20 protein-coding genes are annotated in these 19,057 nt (G+C 37.5%); 12 read left to right on the top strand and 8 right to left on the bottom strand.

Annotated elements, in window-relative coordinates; genetic code table 11:
* Positions 1–4: 4 nt before the first annotated feature.
* Positions 5–601 carry a TetR/AcrR family transcriptional regulator gene (locus tag OOZ15_RS15695; protein ID WP_265957384.1) on the bottom strand — a complete coding sequence of 199 codons (597 nt, stop codon included), beginning with the start codon at positions 599–601 and terminating at the stop codon, positions 5–7.
* Between the two features lie 278 nt (positions 602–879).
* Between OOZ15_RS15695 and OOZ15_RS15690 the strand changes: the two genes are divergently transcribed.
* The gene (locus OOZ15_RS15690) at positions 880–2,061 is read left to right on the top strand and encodes an acetyltransferase domain-containing protein (RefSeq protein ID WP_265957383.1); all 1,182 of its coding nucleotides are present in this window, start codon (positions 880–882) and stop codon (positions 2,059–2,061) included.
* Between the two features lie 26 nt (positions 2,062–2,087).
* On the opposite strand, the gene OOZ15_RS15685 is transcribed toward OOZ15_RS15690, so the two are convergent.
* Both OOZ15_RS15685 and OOZ15_RS15680 read right to left on the bottom strand, forming a co-directional pair.
* On the bottom strand, positions 2,088–2,729 hold the full coding sequence (locus tag OOZ15_RS15685; protein WP_265957382.1) for a protein-L-isoaspartate(D-aspartate) O-methyltransferase: 642 nt from the start codon (positions 2,727–2,729) through the stop codon (positions 2,088–2,090).
* A gap of 28 nt (positions 2,730–2,757) precedes the next feature.
* Complete coding sequence (locus OOZ15_RS15680; protein ID WP_265957381.1) at positions 2,758–3,099, bottom strand: nucleotidyl transferase AbiEii/AbiGii toxin family protein; 342 nt, start codon at positions 3,097–3,099, stop codon at positions 2,758–2,760.
* A 35-nt stretch (positions 3,100–3,134) separates the two neighbouring features.
* Between OOZ15_RS15680 and OOZ15_RS15675 the strand changes: the two genes are divergently transcribed.
* From OOZ15_RS15675 to OOZ15_RS15635, 9 genes are all read left to right on the top strand, one after another.
* Positions 3,135–4,100 carry a Gfo/Idh/MocA family protein gene (locus OOZ15_RS15675; RefSeq protein WP_265957380.1) on the top strand — a complete coding sequence of 322 codons (966 nt, stop codon included), beginning with the start codon at positions 3,135–3,137 and terminating at the stop codon, positions 4,098–4,100.
* Positions 4,101–4,306: 206 nt separating this feature from the next.
* Entirely contained in the window at positions 4,307–5,197 is an 891-nt protein-coding gene (locus tag OOZ15_RS15670) for a 3-hydroxyacyl-CoA dehydrogenase family protein (RefSeq protein ID WP_265957410.1), read from the top strand.
* 221 nt (positions 5,198–5,418) lie between these two features.
* The gene (locus OOZ15_RS15665) at positions 5,419–6,651 is read left to right on the top strand and encodes a DUF1015 domain-containing protein (RefSeq protein ID WP_265957379.1); all 1,233 of its coding nucleotides are present in this window, start codon (positions 5,419–5,421) and stop codon (positions 6,649–6,651) included.
* A gap of 12 nt (positions 6,652–6,663) precedes the next feature.
* Positions 6,664–7,335, top strand: a complete 672-nt coding sequence (locus tag OOZ15_RS15660; protein WP_265957409.1) for a YggS family pyridoxal phosphate-dependent enzyme — start codon at positions 6,664–6,666, stop codon at positions 7,333–7,335.
* Between the two features lie 78 nt (positions 7,336–7,413).
* Positions 7,414–8,784 (top strand): exonuclease domain-containing protein, encoded by a 1,371-nt coding sequence (locus tag OOZ15_RS15655; protein ID WP_265957378.1) that lies wholly within the window; start codon positions 7,414–7,416, stop codon positions 8,782–8,784.
* Positions 8,777–10,738, top strand: a complete 1,962-nt coding sequence (locus tag OOZ15_RS15650; RefSeq protein ID WP_265957377.1) for a DUF3858 domain-containing protein — start codon at positions 8,777–8,779, stop codon at positions 10,736–10,738. Before OOZ15_RS15655 ends, OOZ15_RS15650 begins: the two co-directional genes overlap by 8 nt.
* A gap of 9 nt (positions 10,739–10,747) precedes the next feature.
* Complete coding sequence (locus tag OOZ15_RS15645) at positions 10,748–11,584, top strand: ion transporter (RefSeq protein WP_265957376.1); 837 nt, start codon at positions 10,748–10,750, stop codon at positions 11,582–11,584.
* Positions 11,577–12,473 (top strand): tRNA (adenosine(37)-N6)-dimethylallyltransferase MiaA, encoded by an 897-nt coding sequence (gene miaA, locus OOZ15_RS15640; RefSeq protein ID WP_265957375.1) that lies wholly within the window; start codon positions 11,577–11,579, stop codon positions 12,471–12,473. Before OOZ15_RS15645 ends, miaA begins: the two co-directional genes overlap by 8 nt.
* Complete coding sequence (locus OOZ15_RS15635; RefSeq protein WP_265957374.1) at positions 12,473–12,982, top strand: gluconokinase; 510 nt, start codon at positions 12,473–12,475, stop codon at positions 12,980–12,982. The genes miaA and OOZ15_RS15635 overlap by 1 nt, the downstream gene beginning before the upstream one ends.
* Before the next feature lie 74 nt (positions 12,983–13,056).
* On the opposite strand, the gene OOZ15_RS15630 is transcribed toward OOZ15_RS15635, so the two are convergent.
* Complete coding sequence (locus tag OOZ15_RS15630) at positions 13,057–13,965, bottom strand: hypothetical protein (protein WP_265957373.1); 909 nt, start codon at positions 13,963–13,965, stop codon at positions 13,057–13,059.
* Between the two features lie 141 nt (positions 13,966–14,106).
* Between OOZ15_RS15630 and OOZ15_RS15625 the strand changes: the two genes are divergently transcribed.
* Positions 14,107–15,123 (top strand): formimidoylglutamase, encoded by a 1,017-nt coding sequence (locus OOZ15_RS15625; protein ID WP_265957372.1) that lies wholly within the window; start codon positions 14,107–14,109, stop codon positions 15,121–15,123.
* Positions 15,124–15,615 carry a GNAT family N-acetyltransferase gene (locus OOZ15_RS15620; RefSeq protein ID WP_265957371.1) on the top strand — a complete coding sequence of 164 codons (492 nt, stop codon included), beginning with the start codon at positions 15,124–15,126 and terminating at the stop codon, positions 15,613–15,615.
* Between the two features lie 70 nt (positions 15,616–15,685).
* Here the strand turns inward: OOZ15_RS15620 and OOZ15_RS15615 are convergent, their stop codons facing one another.
* From OOZ15_RS15615 to OOZ15_RS15600, 4 genes are all read right to left on the bottom strand, one after another.
* Positions 15,686–16,243 (bottom strand): DUF1697 domain-containing protein, encoded by a 558-nt coding sequence (locus tag OOZ15_RS15615; RefSeq protein WP_265957370.1) that lies wholly within the window; start codon positions 16,241–16,243, stop codon positions 15,686–15,688.
* Between the two features lie 30 nt (positions 16,244–16,273).
* Positions 16,274–16,762, bottom strand: a complete 489-nt coding sequence (locus OOZ15_RS15610) for a hypothetical protein (protein WP_265957369.1) — start codon at positions 16,760–16,762, stop codon at positions 16,274–16,276.
* An 83-nt stretch (positions 16,763–16,845) separates the two neighbouring features.
* Complete coding sequence (locus tag OOZ15_RS15605) at positions 16,846–17,526, bottom strand: hypothetical protein (RefSeq protein WP_265957368.1); 681 nt, start codon at positions 17,524–17,526, stop codon at positions 16,846–16,848.
* Between the two features lie 217 nt (positions 17,527–17,743).
* Positions 17,744–19,021, bottom strand: a complete 1,278-nt coding sequence (locus OOZ15_RS15600; RefSeq protein WP_265957367.1) for a carboxypeptidase-like regulatory domain-containing protein — start codon at positions 19,019–19,021, stop codon at positions 17,744–17,746.
* Positions 19,022–19,057 lie beyond the last annotated feature (36 nt).

The raw sequence follows: 19,057 nt of genomic DNA, 5'->3' as shown, positions 1-19,057 counted from the left end.
AAAATTAAGTTAAAATCATATGCTTTAAAAAGTATAAAAAGTTATCCAACGGCTCCGGGCTTTGGGATTCTTTCATCGATGTAAGCATTCCTTTGTAAGCATCTTCCATAAAATCGACAATATTTTCAGGATATAAATCGGATTTGATTTCTCCATTTTCCTGTGCTTGCGTAACTATACTAGTGATATGTGCTCTTACCCTGTCCTGAAAATTAACGATTACCTTTCGTATCTTCTCACTATGTTCAGCCATTTCGTTACCAATGTTACACGCCATACAACCGTGTTTACATTGCAACTGGTCCTTCATAATATTGACTCTGAGCTCATAATAACCGTATATTCGGTCTACAGCTTTTACTCCCAACTCATCTAAACAATCAGCAGTATCAACACGCTTGAGTTCATAATACCGTTCAAGCGCTTTTACAGCAAAGTCTTCTTTGGAGTCAAAATAAAAATAGAAAGAACCTTTAGGAACATCGGCCGCTTTTACAATATCGTTTACACTGGTACCATTATATCCCTTATGCCATAAGATATCTAATCCCTTCTCTAAGAGATAGTCTGATTTTTCCTTGTGTTTAACCGATGTTGTCATATGCCTACTATCATATTCGGGACAAATATATGACCAGTCGTCTAGTAAATCAAATTTTCCGCTGTTAAATTTATGCTAATAGAACTGCAACCCTATAAAATAAGGGGTTCCAATATCCCCTTCGGCTAAATTAAATCATATTTGTAGCGATTTATTACTTTTTAAGAGTAACCAAGCAGCTCCCCTCTTTAGTACACGTCCTCATTTTTATCCTTCTAAAAGAAAAGGCTATATTTAAGAGGAGAAAAACATCCTATATTGTCATAAATAAAGGCAACATGAAAATTAAAACCAACCGAATTGAATCCATCGACATTTTAAGAGGAGTGGTAATGGTAATTATGGCATTGGATCATGCCAGGGATTACTTTCATTATGGTTCATTTTATGGTAACCCGACAAACATAGAAACCACCACACCAATATTGTTTTTTACAAGATTTATAACTCATTTTTGTGCTCCTGTCTTTGTGTTTTTGGCTGGGACTGCGGCATTTTTATACGGTAGTAAGAAAACGCGACCGGAATTATTCAAGTTTTTATTTACCAGAGGTCTTTGGTTGATCTTATTGGAAATAGTGGTCAATAATATTATATGGTTTACCGACATTACATATAGTTTACTGGTTCTTCAGGTGATTTGGGCTATTGGCGTTAGTATGATATGCCTTTCTTTCCTGATTTATTTACCCAGAAAAGTCATCCTCATCATCGGTATTATCCTTATAGCGGGACATAATTTATTGGATGGCATTGTTATGGAGGGAACAAGTTTCCGGTCAATCATTTGGTACATTTTACATCAAGACAAATTTTTGGCTTTAGATTCCAGTCATATGGTTGTATTTCACTACCCGTTAATTCCTTGGATTGGGTTAATGGCCTTGGGTTATTTGTTTGGAACATTCTACCAAAAAGGTTATAATGTAAAAACAAGGCAAAAATGGTTGCTACGAATAGGTTTTGGAGTAACTGTTATGTTTTTTGTTTTAAGAGGCTTGAATAGTTATGGTGATTTGGTTCCTTGGGCTATTCAAGAAACCACCACGAAAACAATCTTGTCTTTTTTTAATGTGACAAAATACCCACCATCTTTGTTGTTTTTGTTGATCACAATTGGTCCTTCCATATTGTTTTTGTATTACTTCGAAAATGCTAAAAACAAACTAACGAACTTCTTTTTGGTATTTGGGAGAGTCCCATTGTTCTATTACTTCGTGCATGTATTTGTAATTCACGCTCTGGCGATTGCGGGTATGGCTATTTTTGGCGGCAATTGGCATGATATGATAATAGATGCTGAAGGTTTTATGAATGCTAATTTAGCAACGTATGGTTATTCGCTCATTATTGTATATTGCGTATGGATCAGTGTAATCCTACTACTTTACCCTTTCTGTAAAAAATATATGATCTATAAAGCCAATAACAAAAATAAGTGGTGGCTCAGTTATTTATAATTATGCAACTTATACAACACTCTAGCCTAATTCCTGTCCTCCAGCAAAGGAACAAAACGGAATTCGCCTAATTCTTTCTTTTCAAATTCTTTATTGGATTTTCGGGTGAAAAGAGTCATGGTTTGTATTTCGTTGCCTACGGGGATGACGAGCTTACCTCCTACTTTTAGCTGGGCCATGAGAGGTTTTGGAACAAAAGGAGCACCAGCAGTGACAATAATACCATCAAATGGGGCTTCGGCTTTTAGTCCTTTATAGCCATCACCAAAGATCATTTTTTTGGGTTTATAGCCCAGTTTAGGTAAAAACAGATTGGTTTTTTTAAAAAGTTCCTTTTGTCTTTCTATGGTATAGACAACTGCTCCCAACTCCAACAGTATTGCGGTTTGGTATCCGCTGCCTGTACCGATCTCCAGTATTTTATCGCCTTTTTTTATCTCCAGGAGTTCGGTTTGAAATGCCACAGTATAGGGCTGGGATATGGTTTGACTTGCGGCTATGGGAAAGGCTTTGTCTTGATAGGCGTGATCTTCAAAACTGCTGTCCATAAACAAATGACGTGGTATTTTTTTTATCGCACGGAGTATGCGTTGGTCTGAAATCCCTTTTGCTTCAACGATTTCAGCCAATTTGTTTCGCATCCCCTGATGTCGGTAGGTGTCTTTCAAGTGTAGGTGTATTTTAAGTGATGTAAAATTATAAATTTTTAAATTGATTTATGGCATCTTGAATATCCTCTTTGATAAACTCCCAATATTTGCCCCTTAAACAAATGGGGGCGAAATCATCATCAGCAATATGAAAGTCGGTGAAGTTTTGCAAAATCAAATCCTTGTCATGGGTATATTTATAACGTTGTTTATGTAAATCCAACATCGTTTTGATATCATATTCCGATAATAATCCGTGCAAATCCCAAAAATCTTTTTTACGTCCGCCCCGCTGTACCGCATCAATCTTCATGGCTATTATTTCATAACCTGTTAATTCCCAAAACCCTGATAAAAAACTATTCCGGAATGGTTGAAAGAATGACACAATAAACGTATTTTTGTTAAAAAACATAGATACTTATGCTTAAAGCAGGCGTTCTGGGTGCTGGTCACCTCGGAAAAATTCACTTAAGGCTTATCAATCAATCTGATAAATATGAACTTATCGGTTTTTACGATCCCGATGAGAAAAACGCGAAAAAAATAGTCAAAGAATTCGGTTATCAATATTTCCCTACCATAGAAGCTCTTATCGATGCTGTGGATGTGGTGGACATTGTCACTCCTACCCTTTCGCATTATGATTGTGCGATACAGGCCATCAATAAAGGCAAGCATGTCTTTTTGGAAAAACCCATCACTAAAACTGTTGAGGAGGCTGAAGAGATCATCATTTTGGCTAAAAAAAACAAAGTAAAAGGTCAAGTGGGTCATGTGGAGCGGTTTAACCCCGCTTTTATGTCCGTTCGCGAGAAAGTGGACAATCCCATGTTTATCGAGACTCATCGCCTGGCGGAATTCAATCCGCGTGGTACTGATGTTCCTGTGGTATTGGATTTGATGATCCACGATATTGATATTATTTTGAGTGTGGTGCAATCCCCCGTAAAAAGTATCAATGCAAGTGGTGTATCGGTCATCAGTAAATCTCCGGATATTGCCAATGCGCGTATTGAATTTGAAAACGGATGTGTGGCCAATCTTACCGCGAGTAGGATTTCGTTGAAGAACATGCGTAAATCAAGGTTTTTCCAACGCGATGCTTATATTTCAATAGATTTTCTGGAAAAACAAGTAGAGGTGGTAAAAATGAAGGACGCTCCGAAGAAACTCGATGAGTTTGCTTTGGTGCTTCAAAATGCCGAAGGAGAAAAGAAGCAGATCTATTTTGAAAATCCGAAAGTGGAACAAAACAACGCGATCTTAGACGAATTAGAGTCTTTTGCTGATGCAATCAACAACGATACAGAAACGGCCGTGACCCTTGAACAAGGGGCTGAAGCGCTGAAAGTCGCCATGCAGGTCGTGGATTTGGTTGAGAAGTAGGTATGATTTTTATTAATTATATAACGAGAAAATCATGTCAGTTTCGAGTGCTCTGTGGAACAGGTTGTTTTAACAACATTCCATAGGGTGTATCGAGAACAAGTGATTTTCCACCTCAAAAGCCTGGTTTCGATACAATTTTTTTCAAAAAATCACTCAATCTGACGGCTTTTGACGAAAAATATAACTAAAACTATATGACAAAAATTAAAAACATAGCTGTGATTGGTGCAGGAACAATGGGCAGTGGTATTGCTCATACTTTTGCACAATTTGGCTATTCCGTTGGACTCATAGATATTTCTGAAGATTCTTTAAAAAAAGGCATGACTACGATCAGTAAAAACCTGGATCGTATGATCGCCAAGGAGAGGATTACTGAAGAAGACAAGGCTAAGACCTTAGCGAATATCACCACGCATACCGACCTTCAAAAAGGGGTGAACAATGTGGATCTGGTGGTTGAAGCGGCTACTGAAAATGAATCTTTAAAGCTTAAAATATTCAAAGATTTGGGTGACTATTGTAGCGAGGATACTATTTTGGCTACCAACACCTCCTCTATCTCGATTACCAAGATTGCCACGGCAGTTTCCAATCCGGAACGTGTTATCGGGATGCATTTTATGAACCCGGTACCGATTATGAAGTTGGTCGAGGTGATCAAAGGTTATAGCACCAGCAATGAGGTTTTAAAAGCGGTTTTCGGTCTTTCTGAGGCTGTTGGGAAAGTCCCGGTGGAAGTAAACGACTATCCTGGTTTTATCGCCAACAGAATCCTGATGCCGATGATCAACGAGGCGATTGAATCCTTGTATAACGGCGTTGCCGGAGTGTATGAGATCGATACGGTGATGAAACTCGGTATGGCTCATCCCATGGGACCGTTACAGTTGGCTGATTTTATCGGTTTGGACGTCTGCCTTTCTATCCTGAATGTGATGTACGATGGCTTTAAGAATCCAAAATACGCTCCGTGTCCGCTACTGGTCAACATGGTAACCGCCGGGAAGCGGGGGGTTAAATCCGAGGAAGGTTTTTATGATTACTCCGAAAGTAGGAAAGCTGAAAAGGTGGCTGGTCAGTTTCAGAAATAGGGTCGTCACTCCGAGTGCCCTGTGAAATGTTGTGAAACAACCTATTTCATAGGGTGTATCGAGAAGTGTACCAGCAAAGGGTCTCGATACAATTTTGCTATCGCAAAACCACTCGACCTGACGAGTTTTTTTAAAATAGAAAGACACATAGCAAGTTAAAGTGGTGGTTTAAGCAAATCACCTTAAATCATTGTAATAAAAAATAAAGAACAAAACAATGTATGGCTAAAATCATTCCGTTTTCTGCAGTACGACCTACAAAAGACAAGGTCAGTTTGGTGGTTTCCAGATCCTATGAGGATTATCCGACAGACGAATTGAACGCCACGCTTTCTTATAACCCGTACTCCTTTTTACACATTATTAATCCGGGTTATAAATTTCATCACGATATTTCCGGGGAAAGGCGTTTCTCCCTCGTCAGAAATCGATATTTGGAATTCATCGAGGAGAATGTGTTTATAAAAGATGACAACCCGACTTTCTACATCTACAAAATAAAAACCCCTAAAAATGAGTTCTGCGGAATTTTTGCCGGAGCCGGGGTGTCCGATTACCGCAACGGAACCATAAAAAAACACGAAGCTACACTTCAACCACGGGAAGAGCTGTTTAAAGACTACCTCAAAACCGTAGGCTTTAACGCCGAACCTGTACTCCTCACCTATCCGGATAATGATAGCATTGAGGTGATTGTCAATGAGGTGATCAAAAACGATCCTGAATATGAGTTCGCCAGCTCAGACAAGGCTGTGCATTACCTTTGGATAGTAGATGATCCAAAAAAGATAAAAGCCATACAAAGTGCTTTTGAGAAACTGGATAGCATCTATATTGCTGATGGACATCACCGGTCGGCTTCATCAAATCTATTGGCAGAAGAATTGGAAAAGGAAAACCCCGAGCATACCGGAAACGAACCTTATAATTATTTTATGAGTTACCTGATTCCGGAATCCAATTTAAAAATATACGAGTTCAACCGTATGGTTAAAGACCTAAACGGATTGAGCAAAGAGGAGTTTTTGATTCATTTAGATGCTTATTTCAGAATAGAAAATCATGGAGCTGATCTGTACAAGCCTTCAAAAAAGCATCATTTCGGGATGTATCTCGATGGTGAATTCTATTCCTTATATTTGAGGAAGCATTATGAATTTACCGATTCGCTGAGCGAACTCGACACCCATATCTTGTACGTTACCATACTGAAGCCCATCCTCGGTATCAAAGACCTGAGAAACGACAATAGAATTGAATACGGCTACGGAAAGTACAACACCATAAGAATGAAAGACCTGATTGACGACGAACAGTTTGAAGTGGGTTTCAGTTTGTATCCTGTGGGTATTGATCAAATGAAGCAAATTGCAGACGACGGACTTAAAATGCCTCCAAAAACCACTTATATCGAACCTAAGTTGAAAAGCGGATTGACTATCTATGAGTTTTAGAAAAGTATAATGATGAGCATTAAAGAAGACCTATCACAAATAAAAAATGACCTTCCGAATAATGTGACCCTGGTAGCGGTTTCCAAGACCAAACCTGTTGAAGATATTCAGGAAGCCTATGATACCGGACATCGTGTTTTTGGAGAGAACAAAGTTCAGGAAATGACTGCCAAATGGGAAAAACTTCCTCAAGACATTGAATGGCACATGATTGGCCACGTACAGCGGAACAAGGTAAAATACATGGCTCCGTTTGTGCATTTAATCCACGGTGTTGACAGCCTGAAACTTCTTAAGGAAATAGAAAAGCAAGCCAGGAAAAACGAACGTATTATCAACTGTCTCCTGCAAATCCACATCGCCAAAGAAGATACTAAATTTGGGATGGATGAAGAGGAAGTACACACACTTTTATCCTCTTCGGAATTTAAAGAAATGAAACATGTAAAAATCACCGGACTGATGGGAATGGCAACTTTTACTGAAGATAAAGACCGCATCAAAAAAGAATTCAGTTCTTTAAAAACTTTGTTTTCCTCGTTAAAAGAAACCTATCCTGAAAACGAGCATTTGCAATTCAACACCCTTTCTATGGGGATGAGTGGTGATTATGAACTCGCCATCGAGTACGGTAGCAATATGGTGAGGATCGGGAGCAGTATTTTTGGCGCCAGAAACTACTAAGACGGTTAGCATTTCCGGATTTTCTGTTGATAATTATAATTTTCTTATTTTAGAAAACTTATAACGATATAAACTTTAATGTACGCAATTCTCGATATAGAAACAACCGGAGGAAAATACAATGAAGAGGGTATTACTGAAATTGCCATATACAAGTTCAACGGACATGAAGTTGTAGATCAATTCATCAGCCTTGTCAATCCCGAAAAGAAAATTCAACCATTTGTAGTGAAGCTTACGGGCATCAATAGCAATATGTTGCAAAGTGCCCCGAAATTTTATGAAGTGGCCAAACGCATTGTGGAGATCACTGACGATTGTACCTTGGTGGCGCATAACGCTCAATTTGATTACCGTATCCTCCAAACTGAATTTCGCCGACTCGGATATGATTTCAAACGTAAATCCCTTTGTACGGTCGAACTCGCCAAAGAACTCATCCCAGAGCAACCTTCCTATAGCTTAGGAAAACTGGTGCGATCCCTCGGAATCCCGGTAAGTGACCGACACCGTGCCAATGGCGATGCCCAGGCTACAGTGAAATTGTTCAAAATGCTGCTGGCAAAAGATACTTCAAAGAAAATCCTTCAAAGTAATGTCCGTGCAGAAAATGTCGGTCAATTGAATCCGCGGCTTATGGATATCGTAGAGCAAGTTCCTGCTACCATCGGTGTGTACTATGTGCACAATGAAAATGGAGAGATTATCTTTTTAGGCAAAAGCCGGAATATGAAAAAGCGCGTGAACCAATTATTTGTCAGCGATTCAAAAAAGAATAGATACATACAAAAAGAAGTAAAGGCCGTTACTTATGAAAAAACCGGTAGCGAACTTGTAGCATTGCTGAAAGAGAACGACGAGGTAAAAAAGAACCGTCCAAAATACAATGTCAAAAAGGAGCGATGGTGTACACATGCCTTGTATCAGGATGAAGACAAAAACGGTTATCTAAGATTACGAATAGGAAAGGCAGACAGCAGAAAAAAGAGTGTCACTACCTTTTCCAGCTACCAACAGGCGTATAATGTCTTGCATAAGATCGATGGGCAATTTACCCTCTGTAACAAGCTCAACGGACTTTCCGAGGCTAAAGAAAATTGCTATAATTACACCATTAACAAGTGTAATGGTGCTTGTATTGGGGAAGAAGACGTCAAAGCTTATAACAAACACGTAAAAAAAGCCATGTTCACCTATTCCCTGAACAAGCAAAGCTTTATTATTATTGACAGAGGAAGGGATGTCGACGAACGAAGTGCTATTTGGATTCAGGATGGGAAACTAAAAGGTATCGGGTTTTATAACCTGAATTATCAGATCGACAATCCGGATATTTTGGAATCGATCATCACAAAGATGGAAGACAGTCCGATAACAAAACATATCATCGAGTCTTATTTAAGAAAGAAAAAAGTACTGAAGCTAATAAAATTAAAAACCAATGCTTAAACACCTACTCTACCTCCTACTAATCATTTCCTTACACTTTTCGGTTAACGCTCAAGACAAAATGGAAATTGACAATGTGACCGATGAAGAGCTCAACATGAAAACTTACAAAAAGGATACAACAGCACATGCAGTCGTTCTTTATGAGGAAGGGAAGAATTATTTCGTTGTAAAAACAAGAAGAATATTACTGGTAAAAGAGTATTACTGTAAAATAAAGATCCTGGATGAAGAAGGGTTTGATCATGCAAATATCGAAATACCATTCTACCACAATGACAAGAGAACAGAAAAAATAAAAGATATTAAAGCGATGACCCACAACGATAAGCAAAAAATTGTGGTCAATCCCAATAATATGTATAAAACCGACATCAATGAGAGGTGGTCTTCATATAGGTTTACGTTCTCTAATGTGAAAGAAGGTAGTGTGCTCGAATATAAATACACCTTGGAGACTCCATTTTATTTCAATTTTGAAGGATGGGATTTCCAAACATCGATTCCAAAAGTAAAGAGTGTTTTTAAAGCTGAAATACCGGGGAATTACAAGTACAACAGAACCTTAATGGGAGCACAGGAATTATCGATAAACGAAGCTGATATAAAGAGAGATTGTTTTTATATAGATGGTTATCCGGATGCTGCAGATTGTGAGGTGCTCACCTATATCATGGAGGATATTCCTGCTTTTAAAGAAGAGGAATATATGCTTTCCAAGAAAAATTATATGTCAAGATTAAAGTTTGAACTGTCAGAATTTTATGGTTATGACGGAATAAGGCATCAGTATACAAAAAGCTGGGAAAGTGTTGATAAAGAACTGAGATCAGATAAATATATTGGTAAGCAATTAAAAAAAGTAAACTACTTTGAAAAAGTGCTCCCCAGCGAAATATTGAGTGAAAAAGATGAATTGAGCAGAGCCAAAAAGGTGTATTCCTTTATACAAAAGCACTTCAACTGGAATGGAGACTACGGTCTTTTCAGCAACTCAAAGATCAAAAAAGCATATGAAGAAGGTTCCGGCGATGTTTCAGATATCAATTTGTCTTTGATCAACGCCTTAAAGGCAGCGGGGTTAAATGCAAAACTCGTGTTGCTGTCAACCCGCGATAACGGACTCCCAACTAAACAGCATCCTGTGATATCAGATTTCAATTATACCATAGCCATGGTGGAAATTGGAAAAGGTGTTGCCATGCTTGATGCTTCAGAGAAATACACCCCTTTTGGTATTCTTCCGTTTAGGACTTTAAATCATATTGGTCGGGTTATGGACTTCAAAAATGATAGTTATTGGGTGAGCATTGTCCCTTTTCAAAATAATTATAACCAAATGCATGTTGAGGCTAAAATTACAGACTCAGGTACCATTGAAGGTAGGGTTATGATAAAAGACATGGGGTATCTATTTTATGAAAAATCAGAACAGATTAACACCATTAACAGGGAAAAATACATTGAAGATCTTGAAAACCAATATATCAACTTGCATATAAGTGATTATAAATCCGTAGAAAAAGAGAATAGCGTTGTAGAAACGTTCAGTTTTGAGGTGGACAATATTGAAAATGTTATTGCTGACAATGTATACTTGTCTCCGTTTATTTTTAAAATAACAACCAGCAACCCTTTTCAGCTAAAAGAGCGGGATTACCCTATTGACATTGGTTATCCGAAAAAATACAATACCCAAATTTCATTAACCATTCCAGATGGATTTCAATTTATAAGCGTACCGGACAAAAAAAATACGATTCTGGAAGATAATGGAGGAAGACTCTCATTAATGACAGGAATTAAAGAGAAAACACTAAATTTATTGTACACATTCGAACTTAATAAAAGTTATTATAAAACAAGTGAATACGAAAACTTAAAATCGTTTTTTAAAGACGCTGTTGAAATTCAAAATAGCGAGTCCGTAGTCATTAAGAAAAATAAAACTTAAACGTTTTTCATGATCGATCGCATTGATAAGAAAAATTGGAAAAATAAACTTCATGAAGTAATATATGAGACCGATACCCCTGCGGGAAAGTGGTTTGATATCATATTGCTCATCGTCATTATCATCAGTATTATTCTGGTAATGCTGGAAAGCATCGAGAGTTTTAATGATAAATATCACTCATACCTTCTCACTGCTGAATGGATTGCTACCATTTTTTTCTCTTTGGAATACATCGCTCGTATTATTTCTATCAAAAAAACGTGGAGGTATATTTTTAGTTTCTACGGGATTATAGATTTTCTCTCTACTATCCCACTCTATCTCTCTTTCTTCTTAGCCGGATCGCATGTGCTCCTTACTTTAAGGGCTTTTCGACTATTGCGGATCTTTAGGATTTTAAAGCTTGTTCGCTTTATAGGTGAAGCCTCCCAGCTTAAAGAAGCCCTAAAAGCTAGCCGTACCAAAATAGCAGTTTTTATTTATACCATTATGATTTTATCGGTCATTATGGGTACTGTTATGTACCTTATAGAGGGTAAAGAATCTGGATTTACCAGTATTCCGAAAAGTATATATTGGACCATTGTAACATTAACTACCGTTGGTTTTGGCGATATTACCCCGGTAACCGATATTGGTCAGGTCATTGCGACACTCATTATGATCACGGGTTATGGCATTATTGCTGTCCCTACGGGAATTGTGACCGTTGAATACTCTAAACAACGTCAAAATCAAAAAGAAATAGACACCAATACACAGGTATGCCGGTATTGTAATGCCGATAAGCATAAAAACAAGGCGAAATATTGTTATAAATGCGGAAAACCATTGAATGAATAACAAAACCCTCATAACCGTTGTAGGCCCTACCGCCATCGGAAAAACCGCTATGGCCATTCAACTGGCTCAACATTTTGATACGGATATCATTTCTTCAGATTCCCGGCAGTTCTACAAAGAAATGTATATCGGTACCGCCGTTCCCAATCCGTACGAATTGGTACAGGCAAAACATCATTTTATTCAGCATAAAAGTATTTTTGATCCCTATAGTGTGGGGGATTTTGAAAAAGAAGCCACAGAATTGCTCACTGATCTTTTTCTTGAAAAAGATCAGGTGGTTATGGCCGGTGGCAGCGGACTTTATGTAAATGCTGTTGTTGATGGACTGGATGATTTTCCGGAAGTGGATCCGAAGATCAGGCAAAAACTGAATAAAGAGTTGGATGAAAAAGGGATTGAATCACTGCAAGAACAATTGAAAAGCCTCGACCCTAATCATTATAAAAATGTTGATATTCTCAATCCGCATCGGATCATACGGGCTTTGGAGATCAGTCTCGGTACCGGAAAACCTTATTCTTCCTTTTTAAAGAACAAAAAAGCAAACAGAGCGTTTAAATCCGTTAAAATAGGACTTACAGCCGATCGGGAGGTGATCTACGACCGGATCAACAAAAGAGTGGATATTATGATGGACAACGGACTTTTGGGCGAAGCAAAGGCTTTATATCCACACAGGAACCTCAATGCGCTCCAAACGGTAGGCTACAAAGAACTTTTTGAGTTTTTCGACGGGAATTGGACACTTGATTTTGCCATTTCTGAAATCAAAAAAAATACAAGGCGTTTTGCCAAACGGCAACTTACATGGTTCCGAAAAGATCCATCCATCCATTGGTTTGACTATACCTCCCCGGTTGAAGAGATTATAAGAGATATAGAATAATGGAAAAAATCACACCACAAACACCAACTGCCATTGTCCTTATGGGAGTTTCCGGATCGGGAAAAAGCACTATTGGAAAATTGCTTTCCTCTAAAACAAGCTTCCCTTTTTATGACGGGGACAATTTTCACCCACAAAAGAACATCAAAAAAATGGCAGCGGGACAAGCTTTAAACGACGACGACCGTCAGGGATGGCTTCAAGCTATTAATACTTTTTGTGTTGAAAAGCTCGATAACAATAACAGTTGTATTATTGCCTGTTCTGCTTTAAAAGAAAGTTACAGGGATCTTCTGCGCAACGGTATTGAAGAACAAGTGACTTTTGTTTATTTAATGGGGGATTTTGAACTCATCAAAAAACGATTGGCTGATAGGGATTCTCATTTTATGCCTGTTTCTTTGCTGAAATCACAATTTGATACCTTACAACCACCAAAAGATGCGCTTGTTGTTGATATCGGCCATACCCCTGAAGAAATCACAACAAAAATCATTGAAAGTATCTAATTAGTGGGAAAAATAAAAGCACCGATCAATGATCGGTGCTTCAAAGTTAATTGGTTAGCCAAAAAGACTAAATATTATCTTAAGCTAAATTGAGTTGAACCTATTTCGCTTAGGTTTTGATTATAAACAACTACATTATATCTTCCTTCCGGAAAGTCAGCAGCTCCTTTTTCTACAAAATCGCATACATCAAGTGATGTGTTTTCATAGTAAAAACTAGAAGCTTTACTGTATGTGATGCTTGTACTACCCTCGCCTTCTTCATCTCCTTCTTTTGCAGCAACTGCATTTTCTCCCAAAATATTACCGTTAGGGGCTTTTATTTGAATATAGAATTGCTTTGCTCCCGGCTGTGTAATATTGTTGGCTGATACTGTATAACATACTTGTAATTTAGTAGCTCTACTGTTGTTACTTACTGAAACGATCTTACCGCTGTTACGCTCCCTAACGCCTTCCGCAGTAAATTTAGAAAGTGAAAGAGCAGCTCCGGTTTCTACAACTTTAGCCAATTGCGTATTCTGAACCACCAAAGAGTCTGTAAACGACGATTGTTCTTCCAATGCAACCTGGGTACTATCGCGTTCCATGGCCAATAAAGTATTAGATGCTCTCAATGAATCGTTTTGAGCCAATAAGTATTCGCGTTCTTTTGTCAACTGTCTTACTTGTCTTCTATATCGTGAAAGCGCACTAATATCGGCTTTCATTTGTTGTACAGAATCAATGTAGGTCGCAATTTTGTTTCTCGCTTCTACCAATTCCGCATTAGCAGATTCACTCTCAGAGATTGCTCTGTCATAATCAGACTTTAAATTGTTAAGATCCTCTACTACAAGATTCTTTTCCTTTTCTAATTTTTTAGTAGTTTCCTTCTTATTGTTATACAGGCTCACTGTATAAATAAGGGTACCTATTAAAGCGGCAGCAAGTAATCCTGCTATCACTTTTAAACCATTATTAGTACTTTTTGTTTCTGTCATAAGTTTGTTTTTTAAAATTTGGTTCAGCAATTTAACCAATCTTTTTTAAATTGCTTTACGAATTATATACGATTAAAAAATAGTTTTAGATTATTTTACATTCAATTAGCCTAAAAAAATAGACAGAAACAAAACTCATATATGCCTTCACACTTAATTGTTTACGACAGAAAAAAGATTGCCTCCCTGACTTCCCATAGGAAAGGAGAAAAAAAGTTTGGTGAAATGGTTGGGGTGGTTCATGAAAATGATCCACTGGAAACACAACTCGCAAATGCCGATGCCAAGTATGTTCTTTTTGGGATTGCAGAAGACATTGGCGTTATCGCCAATCACGGTAAACAAGGAGCCCGAAACGCGTGGCAAACAGCATTGCCTTATATTCTCAATTTGCAAAATAACAAAACTGTTAAGGCAAAAAAAATGTTGGTTTTAGGACATTTTGATTTTAGTGAAGAACTGGATCGTATTGACGCATTAGAAGGCGAAGAAAAAATAGACGAAGCCCGAAAACTCACCGAAATGATCGATACGGAAATTACTTTGCTCGTACATAAAATTGTTTCCAACGGAAAAAAACCCATTGTTATTGGTGGCGGACACAACAATGCCTATGGAATAATAAAAGGAGCTTCCCTGGCACTTGGAAAGGCTGTTAACTGTTTGAATATCGACGCCCATACCGATTTTAGGAACCGTGAAGGCAGACATAGCGGTAATGGTTTTTCGTATGCGTTTCACGAGGGTTTCCTCGATCATTATTTCGTTTTTGGCTTGCATGAAAACTATACTTCAAAAAAGGTATTTAAAACCATATCCAAAGAAAAGCAGATCCGGTTCAACACTTTTGAAGAATTGTTCGTTAGAAAAGAAAAAGGTTTTGAATTTGAACTCAACGAAGCTTTGGATTTTGTAAAAACCTCCCGTTTCGGACTCGAAATAGACATGGATTCGGTCACCAATATGCCCAGTAGTGCGAGAACCAGTTCCGGAATGGCCCTGAATACCGTCAGGGAAATTATTTTTAAGAGTAAGAAAAGTAAAAATATTGCTTATTTGCATATTTGTGAAGCCGCACCCGACATGAACAGTGAGGCTGAAAAAGCATTAACAGGGAAGTCCATTGCCTATCTGGTGTCAGATTTTATACGAAAATAGATGAATGTTGAAATTATCCCATTCAAAACAGAATATGCCACTACATTTAAAGATTTGAATGTGGCATGGCTAAAAAAATATTTTGTGGTAGAGCCCCACGACGAAGAGGTTTTGTCGAATTGTAAAGAAAACATCATCGACAAAGGCGGTTATATTTATTTTGCCAAAGTTAAAGATACCATTATAGGCTGTTTTGCACTGATCAAAATAGAAGATGGTGTTTTTGAACTCAGTAAAATGGCTGTTTCACCCATTTTTCAAGGAAAGAAGATAGGTCAGAAGTTATTACAGTTCAGTATTGACTTTGCTAAAAGAAAAGGATTTAAGAAGGTACTCCTCTACTCCAATAGAAAATTGGAAAACGCCATATATCTCTACAGAAAATACGGTTTTAAAGAAGTGGAAATGGAGCAGAATACACCCTATGTCCGTGCGGATATTAAAATGGTGATTGATTTATCCTCCCCCAGCCCCTCCAAAGGAGGGGAGTAATTGTCCCGCTCAGACTTGAATAGAAGGTTAGGTAGGGTAATTTTTAATTTTTTGCAACTTGTACTTATCATCAATTACCGGCCTCAAGTTTCTTCTCTATTCGTTTGATAGTATTCCAGTTTCGGGTGGTGATATCCGTTTTAAAATATTTCCCTAAAACTTCCATTGCTTTTGGGGTTTTGGTTACTGAAACGTCTAGAACACTAAAGATGGTTTTGTCGTCTCTTCCGATAATTTTATATGTACCTTCCGGACTTATCCAAGGCAATTCCATAGTAGAATCCACATTTTTCTGTAAAAACGAAACATACAACCGAATATCTTTTGTGACCTCTATATTTTTAAACGGATCGTCGGTCAGTATTTTATAAATCGTTTCAGCTTTTCTTATCAGGGTTGGAATCGGGAAGCCAAAGACTTTTTCTATGTGTTCCGATATTGTTTTTTCCAAGTCTTCTATAGCAGTAGGAACCGCTTCAAAAATAGCATTTCCTGAATTTAATAGTGTAATCACATTTTCAAAACCCAAAACCTCCATCTCCTTCCGCAACTCAGCCATGGGTACTTTATGATGTCCCCCTACATTAATTCCACGTAAAAAGGCGATGTATTTTTCTTTTGGTTTCATTTGGAACCTTTTTTTGAACTGTAGTGCTTTTTATAATTTTTTAAAGTCAATTATTAAATTTCGATAAGCAATATATTCAACCTTTATTTTTTCTAGACTTCCTTTAAATTCCTTTTCAAAGTATCCATTTGAATTAGCATTAAACTTGATCGTGTCAGTTTGTTTGTCAGTATTTAAATACAAATTCAGTCGAGCATCAAACAACGGATCGTTTGATTTTGAGTTAAAAACTTTTCCACGTACATAATTGTTTCTTAATTCAATAATATCCATAGATATTTCGTCCATTATTACACATCCGTCTCGACCAGTAAGTCCGTAATCTGGAATCCTGTTTTCAATTAGTTTATTTGCAGATTTGTTCTCAATAATCAAATTGGATAATTCAGTCACAGATTTAGTTCCAGTGCAGTTCGCTAAAATCACTAAAATCAGTATTGGAATTATGTTTTTAGATATTTTCATTTTTACATTATAACCCAATTTATCTATAAATCCAATGGTATTTACTCCTCTCAAATATAAGTTTTTTCTTTAACAGGAATTAATAAGATTAAGAATATTAAACTTTTGGAAAATTGGATTAATCGTATAACTCTCAATTATTCTTCCTCCTCCTTGATAATAAGAAGCGAAGCTTTGACCCCGGTAGACAAATTCCAATAGTCTGAAGATATTTCGACTCCCTGATCGTCAAAAACAGCGAATTGGGCTGTATTGGGCCCTGAAGTCCCTTGGTTTAAAGCCCTGAATTCAATTTTATTAAAGCCTTTTTCCAGCTCTATAAAAAATCCTTTGAAACGGGATTCAAGATAAATATTGGGAACGACCACCTTGTCATTTATGATCACACTCACACGGTCGCCATCTACGTATTCATGATCCCGGCACAGTATTTTTATGGATTTGGCTTTGCTCACAAAATCCCCAAAATATTGGGTAGTTGTAGCACCCATTTGTTCTGTATCCCTGCCCTTGTTACGCTTTCTGTTCAGTTTTTTTTCAAAACGTTCCCCGGGATCGAGAAATTGTTCTTCCTCCTCAAACATATTCACCTCCTTATTGGCAAGGTCTGATGCTGTCGGTGCCGGATTGGGAATGTTTGAATTGTTCAAATCCGGCACAGTTTTTATCTCCAAAGGTGTTGCTGAAGTATCTTTGTCCGTTTCCTTTTCGGTACTGTTTAGCCCCTCCAACGGTATCGGAGTTTTGGGAATATCCCCTTGTCCATAAATATTTATGGCTGCAAAGAAAAAGAGTATTGTGAAATAAACAAACTTCATATTTTTACATAATGGTCTAATCATTACCATAAAGATAATAAAATACTATAACGCAAAAATAACATCCAATTCCGTGCCAGAAATATAAAGTTTGTTAATTCTTGTTGGTTGAAGTTAATAGGATATAAAATGAACAGGATTTTTTCTTTTGAACTTTAGCACATTAGAAGTAAAACACATCTAACCCACTAGAAAAATCCGTATTTCTAATATCTACCTAACTCTTCTCCCTCTTCAATTGTCGTTGGATTTTACTGATAGCCGATTCGATCGATTTTTCAGGTTCGATTACATTATAGGCTCCCCAGAATTCCGGATCTGAAAATCCGGAGGCTTCATCGGCAATGATGATCGTTGGTTTTACACGTTCTCTCCTTTTTATATCTTTTCCTGAACCGTCGAGTTGCCAATCTGTAATAGCCATTTCACTGCTTACATAATATTTGGAGTTGAAAAGCTTTCTTTTTCTGTCTACTACAAAAGCGAGTTGTACGTTGCCATACCCATAATACCATTTCCCGTTCTGGATACGATAATCAACGCGATAGGAAGCTTCTGTTGGATATACTCTGATATTAGAGGGTTTTCTTCTAACAAGCAATTCTCCTGCACTTCTTCGATTTTCCACATTCAAATTGAAAACAGCACTCGCCAAAGCTTGCGTTTCCATATCAATGAATAATTTTCCATAAAACAAGGGTTCTGTGAGGTAATCGTGTTGCTTGAAGTTCACTACATAAACAGGTTTGCTGTTTATGGTCGTTGACGGTGAAAAACTAAAACTATACTGATTGATCAAATCATCTGCAAAAATATATTCAGGATACTTCATAATATCCACAAAAAGCGGTGTAAACGGCCCTCCTTGCAGTTTTAATGCTATGGTATCCAAACGGGAATAGTTTGTACTCTTTCTTGATTTATACAAATCTACAATATCCCGTCTTCCAGAAGAGTTGGGTTGTTTGTAGATATAAGCAACAGCTTCAGATAAAGATGCGTCTTTTCTTCGTTTTTTTATGGTTTCACGGTAAAAAGCCGTCATTTTTACCGGAGTATCAAAATAGTTCTCCCCATTCTTTTTCAGCATACTCTTGACCAGAGCCAAAGCATCTTTTGGAACCGAAACATCAACTTCGGCCAATTCAATAGAAACCGGGTCTAAGTGAATCTTATTACCGTTTCTGCTTAAAATTGATAAAGGCATCGTCTTTTGTTCATAGCCCAAAAAAGATACAGTAACATTATTGTCAAGGTTTGCAACGGGAACTTTGAGCGCAAACTCTCCTTCAGAATTTGTAATGGAGCTGATATTGGTGTTTTCTACAGTTAAGGTAGCAAAAACAAGATCATTACCTGTTTCATTATCTACTACAGTTCCTTTAAACTCTTTGTATGTTAGTGGTTCCTCTTGTGCATTAACTGAGAAACAACAACAAAGAAAGAACAGAAACGGCATTAGCAAAACAGGCCATTTAAAAACTTGTGTTTTCATAATACCTGATATTTTATGGTTAAACTTTTAGAAGAT

The organism is Galbibacter kalidii (genome assembly GCF_026241135.1).
Lineage (GTDB): Bacteria > Bacteroidota > Bacteroidia > Flavobacteriales > Flavobacteriaceae > Galbibacter.
Note: the sequence above shows the minus strand (reverse complement) of the source record. Positions and strands in the feature narration are given on the sequence as shown.